Source organism: Paraburkholderia sartisoli, from assembly GCF_900107685.1.
Lineage (GTDB): Bacteria > Pseudomonadota > Gammaproteobacteria > Burkholderiales > Burkholderiaceae > Paraburkholderia > Paraburkholderia sartisoli.
Map to the genome: position 1 here is coordinate 209,496 of NZ_FNRQ01000007.1, position 14,145 is coordinate 223,640.

The following is a 14,145-nucleotide window of genomic DNA, read 5'->3' on the forward strand; positions in this document are numbered from 1 at the left end:
ACATTTCGTTCACTCGATCCGCATCGTGACCAGTTTGTCGCTCTTGCCGCCTTCAAAGGCCTTCGCGTCGGGTTGGTACATCCGGAAAAAGCGGGCTGGCGGCACGACGAACGTGCCCGGCAGCGCAAAGCGCACGAGCTGGCGCAGCGTGACAGGACGATCGAGCAACGGCACGGGCTGGTGATACGCCATCTCGCCCATTTCGAACGTCGCGGTGCGCTGGAATGGCTGCGGACCGCTGCCGCCCTCGCCCGGTCCGGGCAGGCCTTCGATGCTCACGCCCCAGCTTGTCGCTTCCACCGAACCGCCCGGCGGCAGCGGCACGTCGAGCAGGCCGTAGTGGAACGCGCCGTCCTTCTTCGGCGTCAACCGGACTTCGTCGACGTAGAGCGCGTTGCTGTCGATTGCATCGCCCGGCTTGAGCGCCTTCGCGGAGAACACGAACCGGCCCGGCTCCGTTTTCCCGCCGGCGTCGCTGTCGTTTCCATTGCCGCGCGCGGCAACCGGGACGAGCCTGTACAGCGTGCGTTCGATCGTGACCGGCAAGCGGCTCGATTCGGCCGCATGGCTCCGGAACGAAACCAGCGCCGTGACGTCGGGCCGCACCGTGCTGACATCGAGCGTGGCGGGTGCGGCGGCGCCGCTCCAGTTCCATACCGCGGCGCCAGTCGGCGTGACAGCCTGCGTCCAGCCCGCCCCGCGCACCGAGGGCAACGACGTATCGACGACATCGCCACCCAGCGACTTGCGCAGCCACAGCAACGTCAGCGCGCGATCGAGCGTCGGATAGCCGGCGCTGCTGTTCGCGAGCAGGGTAGACACGTCGTTCGACGCGGAACTCCCCGCGCCGCCTGTCATGATCAGCAGGCTTTGCACGACCGGTGCGGGGTCCGCGGCGAGCGACGCACGCGCGGCGCCGGCAAGCGCGTCGAAGCCGTCGGGCAGTTGCGCGTTAGCACTACGTGCCATCGATGCAGCCAGCACGACCGCCATCGCCCTGCCACGCGGCGTATCCGCCTGCGCGAAGATGATGCTGTCCGACGCATCGAACGTGCTGGCGTGCGCATCGGCCGGCTTCGCGCTCTCGCGCGCCAGCTGGCCGGCCACGCCGGAGAGCGGCGTCGCGACGGGCAGCCCCATCTGCTGCATGAACCACAGCGCCAGCGCGCGATGCAGCAACGGCTCCTTGCTGGCGGCATCGCGATATACGTCCATCGCGTACTGCCAGTTGTCGGCGGGCAGCGAGATGCCGAGGCTGCGGCTCGCCAGCCAGTCCGCGTAATACGCGTAAGCGGTGATCAGCGCGCTGCCGCGCGTGGTATCGCCCCACCAGCCGAACGTGCCGCCGACGCCCGCCAGCATCGCCAGACGTTGTCGCTGGTTGCGCAGCAGCGCGTCGATGCCCTGCGTCGCGTGGATATTCTCGCCACGGCTGATTGCATCGTGCGCCAGCGTCAGTGGAATCAACCGGCTCGACGTCTGTTCGGCGCAGCCATACGGATACGCGATCAGGTCATCCGCGACGCGCGCGAACTGGCTCGCCGCGCTGCCCATCAGGCGCACGCTGACGTCCCGCGCGTCCGGGGCAAGCGTGAGCGGCTTTTGCGCGGCATCCAGCGTGACCGCCGTTTCGTGAAGGTCGAGCCAGCCGGTTGCGTCGAGGCCGAGGGTCGTCTGCAGGCGGTCGACATCCTTGCCCGCCTGGCGCAGGCTCGCGGTCACCACACCGGGCTTCAGCGCGCCGCCCGGCAGCTTCAGATAGTTCGCACCGGGTTTCAGCGTGACCCGCCGGTTGATCGACAGACCGCCGCCATCGACGATCCAGTCGGCGTCCACATTCGCTGTTGTCTGGTTGAACGCGAGCATGTCGATCGCAGGCTGATCGTTCGCGCGAAAATGCGTCGGGCCGCTCCATTTCAGATACAGCGCCTTGTCCGAGCGAACGTAGGCGGTGCGCTGGCCGACCATGCCGTCGCCGCTAACCGCGCGCACGGTGATGCGCCAGCGCGCGAGCGCGTCCGGCATCCGGAACGTCATGCGGGCATGGCCGTCGGCGTCCGTGTGCAGGTCGCCCTCCCATGCGGCGGTGTCCATGTCGTCGCGACGCGGCCGTTCCAGCACCTTCACGCCGCGCTCGTTGTACTGCCCGCGCTGCGGGCCGCCGGGCGCGCCGCGCAACGCGGACAACGCCAGATCGTACGTGATGAACGACAGGCTCGACGACGTGCGCACGTTATTGCGTCGCGGGTGATAGAAGAAATCGACGATGTCCGGTGCGATCTCCGGTTGCAGCACGTAGACCATTTCATCCACCACGCTCACGGTCAGATTCGACGTAACCGGCTTGCCGTTCAGCGCGCTCGTGAGATCGAGCGTGACGAGCTCGCCGGGCCCGTACACCGGCTTGTCGCTTTTCACGGCGATATCGATCGACGGCTGCGCGACGACGATACCCGCGTTCTGGAACACGTATTCACCCGCGTGTACGTAAAGCACCGAGAACGTCATGTTCGGCGCAAAGTCCTCGCCGACCTTGATACGCGCCTTCCATTGCGTGGGCGCGACACGTTGCAGCTGCACCCAGTCGCCGCCCGACGACAGCAACGCGCGGCGCTCAACGTTGTCGCGCTCGAGCGTCAGCAACGCGTCGTCGACCGCCATCGGGAACGTGATCAGCGCCTCGGCCGTGTCGCCGACCCGATAGCGGTCGCGGTCGAACACGATCTCGACGCTGCCGGGAACAGCCTTCACGCCGTCGCCCGCGACCCAGTGGCTCGTCGCGGCGAGCAGGTTGCCGGCGGCGTCCCTGACGGAGAGCATGTAGGAACCCGGCTCGTCGAACTGGACGGGAAACGGGAACGTGCCGCCCGCCTTCGCGCCCTTGAGCGTGCCGCCCGCATGCGTCTGCGATTCGAGGCGCACCCACTCCCACGTTGCCGGCGCGCGGGCGACGGCGCCCGCGTCGGCCGCGGCGAGCGCCTGCACGGTGAAACTGACCGTTTCCTTCGGCTGCGAGAACGACTTCGGCGAAGCAAGCCTGTAGGGCGTCGCACCGCGCGCGATCAGCACTTCACGTGTCACCCGCACGCGATACGCGGCGCCATCCCGCGCGAACAGCGTCAACGCGTAGCGACTCGGCTCCTTCGCGGCGGGCAAGGTGAGCGTCGCGTTGCCGTTGCTGTCGGTCGTCAGTTCCTGCTGCTCCAGCTTGACCGGAAAGAGTCCCGCATAGCGCAGTTCGCCGTCGACGATCGTCACACGTTGCGCGCGCAACGTCACCGACACCTTGCCGTCACGCACCGGCTTGCCGTCCGGATAGCGCAGCGCGATGCTGCCTTTCAGCGTGTCCCCGGTTGCGTAGTCGGTCTTGTCCATCGTCAGGTTGACGTCGAAGTGCGGCTTCACGTATTCGGCGACCCGAAACGCGCTGCCATACATATCGCCGTTGTAGCCAAAGCGCAGCGTGTAACCGCCCGCCGTCGCCTCCGATGGAATGTTGAAATCCGTCTGCGCACCGGTATCCGCGGAGAAATGCACCTTGTTCGTCGCGATCGGCGAGCCGTTCGGATCGAGTACGTCGAGGTTGATATCGGCGTCGGCCGCGGGCGTTGAAGTCGTGGCGTTTTTGAACGTGCGGCCGATGAACTTCACATGCACCTGATCGCCCGGCCGGTACAGCGGACGGTCGGTCACCGCGTAAATCTTCGTGTTGTAGATCTCGCTGTCGTAGTAAAAATTCTCCGACACGAACACGCCGCCCGCCGGATCGGTACCGAGCACATAGCTTCGTTCGGGGCTGACGTGCCGCAGCATCAGCGCGCCGTCGTTGCCCGTCACGCCGCTTTGCAGGACACCCACGCCATCGGTCCAGTTGACGGCCGTGCCAGGCACCGGCCTGCCGTCGTCGCGACGCGCGGTCCATACGAGCAGGCTGCCCGATGAGGCCTTCACCACCGCGACGGTATCCGAGACGAACAGCAACGTGTGCGCACGATAGTTGCCGATGATCGCCTCGACGATATACAGCCCCGGCGGCAGCTTGCCGACCGGAATCATCACGTTGCCCGTCGAGGCCTCGATAAAGTTGCTGCTGCTGCCTGCAAGATCGACGCCCTTGGGCGGCTCGATATTTTTCGCGTCCCAGATCGGGTAGCGAAAGCGCGCGACCGGGTCGTAGCCCTTCAGTGGCGCAAAGCGCGACGCGGGTTCGAAGCGCGTCGGCTTGCCGGCCTGCTCGCCGAGCCTGAACTGCGGCTGGGCTTCGGTGACCTTGCTGCGCGTGGCGAACGACAGGACGCGTTGCCACGCGCGACGCGCTTCGGTGAACCACCGGTCCCAAAGATACGCGAGCGTATTGGCGAGCCCTTCGCCCTGATAGTTCGGCGCGATAGTCAGACGATGCAGATTCTTCTGCGCCTTCAGGAATTCGAGCGGCCGCGGCACGCGGTAGACGACGATATCCGCGCCGCCATACGCTTCGAGTTCCGCCTTGAACTCGCGGCCTGGCGCTTCGAGACGCACCTGCGCGACCTGATCGGCGCCGAAGCTCTTATCCGAGAGCAGAAAGAACGGCTGGCCGTTCACGACCTGTGTGTCGTATCCGCTTGGCGTGGCTGACGCCAGCGTGGGATTGTCGGGCAGGTTCGCGGAATCGTCGCCGGTGCTGGAGGTGGCCGGCGCTGTCGCGGCGTCGTCGGCCATCGCGGGTGAAGCCGGTAGCGACAGGCACAACACGAGCATCGACATCAGCGCCAGAAACGCAACGCGCGCGCGACGCCGCGTGCCGACGGAAGATTCGCTGCAAGCGGCGACGAAGGGCATACGGATCATGGTGTGAGAAATGCAAAGCGAAAAACGCCGACGAAATTCGGATTGCCGTCGAACGGCTGCCAGCGGGAGTCTTTCCATTGCATGAGGTCGGAAACGGCGACGGCGCGCAGACCGGTGTCGGTCGGCGAGACGGTGCCTGTGTGATAGGCGATATAGCGGTCGAGCCAGATCATCAGGTGCTGGTCGTCGCCCTGGTCGAAGAACAGAAGATCGCCGGGCAGCGCCTGATTCACGTCCTTCGCGACAAAGCGGCTGTTGCGTTGAACCAGCGCGATCGCGGACGCATACGGCCCGACGCTGCCGTCGATATGCGTCCAGCGGTTCGCCAGCGCGCGCTGCGACGACGAGAGCTGCAATTCCGGCGGCAGGCGGCTCGCATCGGCGACACCGCTCATGCCGTTCGCACGCAGCCACTTCGCGTCGTGCGGCCTGAGCGCCTCGCCGGCCGCGAAGCGCACGAGCCCCGCGCAGTCGCGTTGCGTCCAGCGCGGCGTCGGACCGTTGCGCATCTGCTGGTCGACGATCCGCACGAACCACGCGCGAAACGCGGCGGACTGTTCGGGCGAGAGCGCATCGGGATCGGGCGCGGCCGTCGTACCCGACAACGCGTGTACGTTCGACACGACCAGCGGCGTGACGAGCGCGGCGGCCACGCGTGCCAGCCACGCGCGACGGCGCGGATCGTGTACACCCGGGGTGTCGCGCACCGGCATCTCAGTCGCTCCCGGCACCGGGCTGGTCCGGGGGCGTATCCGCGTCGCCGCTTTCCAGGTTTTTCTCGACGGCGGCGACGGCCCCCGCGCGATCGAAGTGCCATTCGACGGGCACCCATGACGTGCCCGACGGCAGACTCGCCGGCAGGCTCAACGACAGCGGCGGAAAGTGCGCGAGCGCGCGCAGTTTCGGCGTCAGATGCGCGCGGGCCGCGTTCCGGAAGATCGATTCCTGATCGGCGGGCAGCGCCGTACCGGCTTCGCGCTCGATCAGCGCGGCGGCAGTGGCGGGCGTCAACGTGACGATCGTGCGCGCGAGGCGCTCCGGCGCGAGCGTATCCGCGAGCGCCGGATAGCGCTTGTCGAGTACCGCAAGCGTGTCGTCAACGAGCCGCGCGTCGGGCGAAAACACCAGATAGCCGTGGGCGAGCGCGAGCGTCACCGGGAAGTAACGTGGCGCGGCGAGCCGGGCCCCAAACGGCGCTTTGGCCGCGAGCGCCGTACCCGAGCGGGCACTGACGGGCCGCTGCCACACGGTGACGTCAGCGCCCGGCTCTTGCGTCGTCACCGGCAGGCGACGATAGCCCGCCTCCTTGCCGGCGTTCGCCTCATACGCGCCGATCACTTCGCCGAAAGCACTGGCCAGCGCCGTTTTCAGCGCGGGATCGACCGTTGTGCCCGGGGCTTTCAGGCGCGCGACGAAAACCGGTGCGACCAGCGTCGACTTCGCGTACCAGCAGGCCGCCGCGGGCCCCGCGAGATGATCGCTGATCTGCGTGGCCGCTTGCGGGCCATCCTTGATCACGTTGCCGAGCAGTCCCCCGGCATCTTTCCAGTCGACCGGCAGGCTCGCGCACGCGGCGGGGTTGGCGGGCAACGCGCGCCACAGATCGGTGCCGTTCCATTGCCGCGGCAAACGTGCCGGATCGATCAGCGCCGCGGTCCGCCAGACAGCCGGTGCATCACCCGTCGATGAAAAATCAAAGCGCAGCGCCACGATGCCGGAGAAAAACGCCTGATAGCCGAACGACAGCCAGTTCGCCGACACGATCACGCGATGCCCCTTCGATCCGGCAGGCAATGCGTCGAGCCGGAAAGCGCGTGCCGCGTCGTCGTGGCCCGACAGCAGGCTGGAGACCAGATCGGCGCGCTCGCCGATCGGCGCGTTATCCGCGTCGAGCAGCACGCCCGGTGCCGACAGGACGACAAGGCGATCGTCCTTCGCGGCAAACAGCACGGTGCGGCCAACCGCGAGCTTCAGTGCGTAGACCGGCACGTCGCCCGACAGCTTCGCGACCTGGCTCAACTGCGCATCGCTCGCCGCCACGGTGCCGAGCCCCTGCAGGAGCTTCGCGAGTCCATTGCGATGCATGGACATCATCCAGTAGCCAGGGCGGCCGTCCGGTGAACGCCAGAGCAACACGTGCGCGGGTTCGTCGAAGACGCGCCTGACCAGCTCGTCGCGCAGATCGAGTTGATGCTCGAACGCGAGCCGGCGCAGCGCGCCTTCCGCGGAAAGCCGGCTGCTGTTCGATTCGTAATAGTCGACGAAATCCTGCGTCAGCACGTCATGCAGCAACGGTACGCGCAGGATGTCGCGCGGCAGCCGCGAGAGCGCTTCGCTATCGATGATGACGTCGGGGTGGTGAATATCGAGGACGACTTCGGCCGTTTGCACCGCATGCGGTTTGCCGAAATACCGCCAGCCCGTCTGTATGCCGACGGCGGTGACAATCAGGACACCGGCCACAAGAATGGCGATTTTCTTACGCGACATCTTCATCTGGTTTCGAATGCTTATTGTTGTCGCCCGATGCAGTGCTCGGGAAAGCCGCGACCGGCACAAAAATATCAGCATTGAACCGTTCAACGCTGAACGTCACGCTAAAAACAGATTGCCAGACTGGCGCCGTTAGAACCCGTTAGAACTTGTTAGAACCCCTGCGAACCGCGCCGGCTGCTAATCGAGGCGATCATAACCGATATTTTTTGGCGCAAGCCACGGCCGGCCGAAATTTGACGACTTATAACAACCGTCTGATTCAGCGTTGCAATACGGCGGACTATTCTGTCAGACCGGAATATTCAGGCCGTCGAGAACGGCGGCGATATCTGACGGTTTATAGGCAGCCCAGATAAAACCCGGCAACGGAAAACCGGATTGAGAACGGCGGCAAACATGAAAATGCGTCGCGCAATACACCTGTTTTATTTTTCATTCATCGCGACGCGTCTTCACGCAACCTACACCACGTTCTTCTCCACGATCGGCCGGTTCTCCAGCACGCGCGCAAAACCGAGCGACGACAGATCGAGCGTCGTATAGCGCCCATGCAGGATCAGTTCGCTGATGCCGCGCCCTGTCGCCGGTCCCTGCTGCAAACCGTGCCCGCTGAAACCATTCGCGAAGATGCAGTTATCGACATCCGGGTGATGTCCGATGATCGCGTTCTGGTCGAACACGTTGTACTCGTAATAGCCCGACCAGCAGTTCTGCACGCGCAACGCCTCGAACTGCGGCACGCGATGCGCGAGCGTCGGCCAGATCACGTCGTCGAAGAGCGCGTGGTCCACTTCGTCGAGCGGCAGGTCGTCGGGATCGTTGTCCGCCGCCGGCGACGTGCCGCAAATGAACGACTTGCCTTCCGGGCGGAAATAGACGCCCGACGGATCGATCAGCAGCGGGCAGCGCGCAAGCTGCGCGGGCGAACTCACATTGAAAATGCTGCGACGGCGCGCGAAAACGGGAATGTCGATGCCGACCATCGCCGCGACCGTTCGCGACCACGCGCCTGCCGCGTCCACGACCACGTCGCACGCGTACGTTTCGCCGTTCGACGCGACCACTTCGGTCACGCGTCTTCCCGTGCGACGCATCGCGCTCACTTCCGCGGCCACGTAGTGCGCGCCCAGTGCCTGCGCTTTCTTGCGCAGCGCCTGCACGAGGCCATAGCCGTCGAACCAGCCTTCGCCCGATTCGCCGTATGCGCCCGCGGCGAGGTCGTCAGTGTTGAGCCATGGAAAGCGCGCTTGCAGCGCCTCGCGATCGAGCAGGCTGATGTCCGCGCCGAGGCTCTGCTGCAACGCATGATTTTCGCGCAACGTGCTGATACCCGCGGGCGTCGCGAGAAACAGATAGCCGCCCTCGTGCAAGTCGATCGAAGGCTTCGCGCCGTCGATGCCGAGCCGCTCGCCGATCGAGCGCAGAAATTCGATGCCATAGAGCGACATCTGGATCGATAGTGGCGTGGAAAACTGCTGACGGATCGAAGCCGCCGACAACGCCGACGAAGACCGCGCGTAAGTCGGATCGCGCTCGATGACCGTGACGCTCACGGTGGGGTCGGACGCACGCAGAAAATACGCAATCGAACTGCCAATGACGCCACCGCCGACGACCACGACTCTCGAATCCACGTCTCACTCCGTGATGAAGCTGCGTGCCGGGCGCGCCGCGCGGCGCCCGGACGTACACGTTATCTGCGTTTGCCGCTGGCCACGTGACCGTGCGGGCTAGCCGATGTTGAAGTCGATATCCTGCGCGAGCGGCAACGCCGACGAGTAGTTCACCGTGTTCGTCGCGCGGCGCATATACGCCTTCCACGCGTCCGAGCCGGATTCGCGACCACCGCCGGTTTCTTTCTCGCCACCGAACGCACCGCCGATTTCCGCGCCGCTCGGCCCGATGTTGACGTTCGCGATGCCGCAATCGCTGCCGGCATCGGAGACGAAACGCTCCGCTTCGCGCAGGTCGGTGGTGAACACGCACGACGACAGGCCGTGCGCCGCCGCGTTGTTCGCCTCCACCGCTTCGGCGAAATCCGTGTAACGCAGCACGTACAGGATCGGCGCGAACGTTTCCTTCAGCACGACCGGTGTTTGCGACGGCATTTCGACCAGCGCCGGACGCACGTAGTAGCCGTTCTCGAAACCCTTGACTTCGACGCGCTCCCCGCCCGTCACCTTGCCGCCTTCGCTGGCCGCCTGCCGCAGCGCTTCCTGCATGCGCGCAAACGACTGCTTGTCGATGAGCGGCCCCATCAGCGTGCCCTTTTCCAGCGGATTGCCGATCGGCACCTTCGCGTAAAGCTGCTTGAGGCGCTCGACGGTCTGCTCGTACACGCTTTCATGCACGAAGAGGCGCCGCAGCGACGTGCAGCGCTGGCCCGCCGTGCCGACCGCCGAGAACAGGATGCCGCGCAGCGCCAGTTCCCGATCGGCCGTCTGCGTGACGATGCCCGCGTTGTTGCCGCCCAGTTCGAGCAGCGAGCGGCCAAACCGCTTCGCGACTTCGACGCCCACCGTGCGGCCCATTTCCGTGCTGCCGGTGGCGCTCACCACCGAAGCACGCGGATCGGCCACGAGTTTCGCGCCGACTTCCCGTGTACCGTTGATCACGGCGGTGAGCCCGGCGGGCGCGTCGCCGAATGCCTTCAGTGCTTCAGCCAGGATCTGGTTGACCGCGAGCGCGGTGAGCGGCGTTTTCTCGGAAGGCTTCCAGATCACCGCGTTGCCGCAGACGAGCGCGAGCGCCGCGTTCCACGACCAGACGGCCGCCGGAAAGTTGAACGCCGAGATCACGACGCAGGTGCCCATCGGATGCCAGGATTCCGCCATCCGGTGGCCGGGACGCTCCGATGCGATCGTCAGGCCGTACAACTGGCGCGACAGGCCAACCGCGAAATCGCAGATGTCGATCATTTCCTGCACTTCGCCGAGACCTTCCTGAAGGATCTTGCCGGTCTCGAGCGTGATGATGCTGCCGAGCGCCTGCTTCTTTTCACGCAGACGGTTGCCAAGCAGGCGCACCAGTTCGCCGCGGCGCGGCGCCGGCACATCGCGCCAGCGGGCGAACGCCTGCTTCGCGCCGGCGAGGGCCGCGTCGACTTCGGCGGTGGTGTTGCTGGCCACGCGCCCGATCAGCTCGCCGGTGATCGGCGAATGCACGGCGATGTCGCCGGCTTCAGCCAGATGGGCAATGCCGAGATCGGCGAGGATGGTCGAAGCGTTCATGGCATGAGTCCTTTGATTTCCAATACGAAACAAAAGCAGGTCCGGTGACTATACACGGTGGGTTTTATGGCGACAACCCCGGGGTATGCCGGAGCCTTGAGGCCACCATGAAGGGTCCGATGCGGCACCGGTCAGCCCTTTTCCCCTTGCGCCTCCCGGAAGACCGGCGACAACCGCCATGCCGGCGTGGCCCGATGGAAAGCCAGTGTTTCTTATTGGAAAATAATGGGCATTCCGGTCGGCATGAGTGCGGGTCGCATCCGGCGCAAGCGCGTCACCGGGCAACGCGCATCGATCCCGCGGAGGGATCGCGGCGTTACGTGAGATCGTGCAGATCCTTCTCGCGCGGCGGCCCGACCTCGAAGTCCGCGAAATCGACGACGAGGCCCGCGCGTTCCGGCGTACAACACATCGGCCCGACGAAATAGCCTGGCGCAACAGGAAACGGCGCGAGCCTCAGAAGCGGCCATGTCTTGCCATCCGTCGAGAACTGCAGCTTGAGCACGCCTTTCGACACCGTCGCGCGCAGCCAGAATTCGCCGGCCGTCGCGAGGCTCGATCCGACGGCCCAGTCCGATTGTCCGACGGTCAGGACGCTGCTCAGCAACAGCGCGCCATCGGTGAATTCAACGCCCGCCTTCACCCAGTTCGCTTCATCGATGCGCACCATCAGTCCGGCCTGGTCGTACAGCGATTCGAAGCCGCCGCGAATATGCACCTGCGCCGTGAAATCGCCCTCGGTGCGCGCGCCGAAACAATGCCCGGAATCGCGCACGAAACCGTAGTGCGTCTTGCGCCAGAAGTCGGTGCTGGCATCTGTCGTGACACGCAGCCGGTCGTCTTTCAGAACCCAGGTGGCGGGCTCGTTCAGCCATTCGCACTGGTTGAACATGGTTGGTGTGTCTCCTGTGTCGGCTGGAGTTAGCGTGTCGGTTGGAGTTAGCGCTTTAGCGCTTACTCCAGCCCCATAGCGCTTACTCCAGCCCCATGCAACTTGTTGCGGTCGACCAGAGTTGGCGCTTCAGCTGTCGATCAGAGTTCGCGCTTTAGCGCGCTACTCTGATCCCATGCAAAGCTCTTACTCTGGTCCCATGCAACGTGTTGCTGAAAGCGGCCACGACATCATGGACCCGCACGGTACCCGTTATATCACCCGCCCCCGTTCCCCACGACGTTTCACACGTAGCGTGCTAATGCGCGGCGCGCAACGCTTCGTCGGCCGCCGCGAGCCGCGACGCCATCACCTTCACCACGAAGCGATGGAACTGCTGCGCGGTCAGCGGATCGTCCTGTTCGAGCGCGCGCAGTGTCGCAAGCGAAAGCCGCCGCACGCGCGCGGGACCATCGGCGCACACATCCGCACTGCGCGCCTTCTGCGTGTACACCGCCATTTCACCGACGATGGTACCCGGCCCGAACGACCGCAGACGAATCGTGCGGCCATCCATCAGCGGCAACGACACCGTCACGCGCCCGCGTTCGACGAGATACATCGCGTCGCCCGCCTCGCCGCGACGAAAGAGCGGCTGCCCCGCTTCAAGCTCCCGCACTTCGAGACATGCCAGCAACGCATCGAGCGCCCGAGGCGAAAAATGCGGCGCGAGCGTCGCCTCGAAATTTTCCTCGCCAGGTGAAACCAGGTTTACATAAGGCGAGAGCAACCTGCCTTCGATCCATTCAAGGCCCGCATCGAGCGTCGCGAACTGGTGAATCCGCAGATTGAGCGTGCCGGTCCGCGCGAGCAGGTCGCGTGAGCGCGTGGGCAACGCGGTCAGCACGAGATCCGCGTCGTGCGCCGCGCACATTTGCCGCAACTTCACGAAACCGATCGACACCGACGCATCCATGCCGTTCGTCGCCGCGAAATCGAGCACGACAAACCGGACTGGCGCCGCGCCGCGCGCCGCCAGCCGTTCACGCATGCGCTGCAGGATCGAATTCGCGGTGCCGAAGAACAGAAACCCCTGCAGGCACGCGCCGCACACCTGCGGACCGAGTTCGTGCAACTGTTGCATCTCCTCGATGCTGCGCTCGACGTTCGACGTGCGCGTGCTTGCATCGAATTCCATGCGCACGCAACTGACGCGGCCATACAGCAGCGCGAACATCACGCACGCCGCAATCACACCGGCCACGACGCCCGCCACCACGCCATAAAACGCGATCACGCCCAGGATAACCGGCACGAGCAGGTACTCATGCCAGTTCAACCGGCCGTATGCAACGAACAGCCACTGGACCAGCAGCCGCAGGCCCATGAAAAACTGCAGGCCCACGAGAACAGGTACGGGAAAGAGCGCGACGAGGTCCGGCGAAACGGCCAGCACGACAAGACACGCGAGTGATGCGAACACACCCGCCATACGGCTCGTCGCACCGGTGCGCACGTTGAGCAGCGAACGGTTGAACGACTGATAGCCGACCATGCCGCCCAGCATCCCGCTTGCGATGTTCGCGATGCCTGCTGCGCGCATCTCGCGATTCAGGTCGACTTCCTCGCCGGTTTCGGCGCCGAGCGCGGTCGAATTCATCAGGATCGTGATCGCCGACACCGACGTCACGACGAGCGTCTCCGGCAGATGCGAGCCGATCGCCGGCCAGTCGATCGCGCCCTGCGCGAGCGTTGCGCGCAGATGCAGCTCGGGCAGCTGGATCGCGTGCAGCGGCACGTGCGGCAACAGCAGGCCCATGTGCCGCGCGTCTTCGACCGACAGGCCCGCGACGTTCAGCAGAAAATAGAACAGCGCGATGCCGCACGCGAGCGTCAGCGGCAACACGGCGGCGTGATTCCACACGCGCGACAGCACGGTGAGCAACACGCCGATGATCACCGCGGGCACCCACGCGAGCCAGTGCAGATGCACCAGCACGGAGGGCAACGTGTTCCACTGCGGCGCTTCGCCGGTCATCACGCGAAAGGCGCCGGCCAGCAGCAGGTAACCGGTGCCCGCGAGAAAACCGCCCACCACCGGATAGGGCAGGAACTGCAACGAGCGGCTGCGCTTCGACGAACCGATTGCAAAGAGGATGATGCCCGTCACGATCGAACACAGCGCAATCGCGATGAGCACGGTCAGCAGAATGGTGCGCGGCGAACCGCCATTGGCGCGCACGCTGCTCGCCACGCCCGCCGCGACGCCGACAAGAAACGCTGTCGCGTTGCTGTCGGGGCCGCCGATGTTCGCGCGCATCGAACTGGTGAGCGCGATCACGAGTGCCGTGACCACGCAGCTGACCAGCGCCGTCGGCACGCCGAGTTCGGCGTAACGCGCGAGATCGGCACTGAAGATCATCGTGCCGAGGCTCATTGCGTAGCAGAGCATGACCAGCGTCGACACCGCACCCGCGCCCAGGTCACCGATCAGTGCGGTGAAACGCGGCCGGATGCGGGCATCGGTGGCGGAAGCGGTTGGACCTGACTTCACGGGCGCTCTCCCGATGGCTGCGGGTCAACTCCTGGCCGCACGAGTATCCGCCGCTGCGCCAGAACGTGTCAATTTCCGCACCGCATCCCGCACCCGCTTAAAAGTGCGCGACGTACACTAGCCGGTGGCGCACCTTCGTGCGTCTGCCTGCACCGGAATCTGCC

At 65.4% G+C, this 14,145-nt stretch carries 7 protein-coding genes; all 7 read right to left on the bottom strand.

The window, feature by feature from the left end:
* Positions 1-9 precede the first annotated feature (9 nt).
* The gene (locus BLV45_RS20820) at positions 10-4,830 is read right to left on the bottom strand and encodes an alpha-2-macroglobulin family protein (RefSeq protein WP_245753443.1); all 4,821 of its coding nucleotides are present in this window, start codon (positions 4,828-4,830) and stop codon (positions 10-12) included.
* On the bottom strand, positions 4,827-5,543 hold the full coding sequence (locus BLV45_RS20825; protein ID WP_090535979.1) for a DUF1175 domain-containing protein: 717 nt from the start codon (positions 5,541-5,543) through the stop codon (positions 4,827-4,829). Before BLV45_RS20825 ends, BLV45_RS20820 begins: the two co-directional genes overlap by 4 nt.
* Position 5,544: 1 nt before the next feature.
* Positions 5,545-7,326, bottom strand: coding sequence for a DUF2138 domain-containing protein (locus BLV45_RS20830; protein ID WP_090535981.1), 1,782 nt, complete (start codon positions 7,324-7,326; stop codon positions 5,545-5,547).
* Between the two features lie 461 nt (positions 7,327-7,787).
* Positions 7,788-8,960: an NAD(P)/FAD-dependent oxidoreductase gene (locus BLV45_RS20835; RefSeq protein ID WP_090535983.1), complete on the bottom strand. Its 1,173-nt coding sequence runs from the start codon at positions 8,958-8,960 to the stop codon at positions 7,788-7,790.
* A gap of 96 nt (positions 8,961-9,056) precedes the next feature.
* The gene (amaB, locus tag BLV45_RS20840; protein ID WP_090535985.1) at positions 9,057-10,556 is read right to left on the bottom strand and encodes an L-piperidine-6-carboxylate dehydrogenase; all 1,500 of its coding nucleotides are present in this window, start codon (positions 10,554-10,556) and stop codon (positions 9,057-9,059) included.
* Positions 10,557-10,872: 316 nt separating this feature from the next.
* The gene (locus tag BLV45_RS20845; RefSeq protein WP_090535987.1) at positions 10,873-11,448 is read right to left on the bottom strand and encodes a DUF1349 domain-containing protein; all 576 of its coding nucleotides are present in this window, start codon (positions 11,446-11,448) and stop codon (positions 10,873-10,875) included.
* Between the two features lie 298 nt (positions 11,449-11,746).
* Positions 11,747-13,981, bottom strand: coding sequence for a SulP family inorganic anion transporter (locus BLV45_RS20850; RefSeq protein WP_090535990.1), 2,235 nt, complete (start codon positions 13,979-13,981; stop codon positions 11,747-11,749).
* Positions 13,982-14,145 lie beyond the last annotated feature (164 nt).

Coding starts and splice junctions, on each gene's coding strand:
- BLV45_RS20820 (WP_245753443.1), bottom strand. CDS start 4,830: ATGATCCGTATGCCCTTCGTCGCCGCTTGCAGCGAATCTTCCGTCGGC.
- BLV45_RS20825 (WP_090535979.1), bottom strand. CDS start 5,543: ATGCCGGTGCGCGACACCCCGGGTGTACACGATCCGCGCCGTCGCGCG.
- BLV45_RS20830 (WP_090535981.1), bottom strand. CDS start 7,326: ATGAAGATGTCGCGTAAGAAAATCGCCATTCTTGTGGCCGGTGTCCTG.
- amaB (WP_090535985.1), bottom strand. CDS start 10,556: ATGAACGCTTCGACCATCCTCGCCGATCTCGGCATTGCCCATCTGGCT.
- BLV45_RS20845 (WP_090535987.1), bottom strand. CDS start 11,448: ATGTTCAACCAGTGCGAATGGCTGAACGAGCCCGCCACCTGGGTTCTG.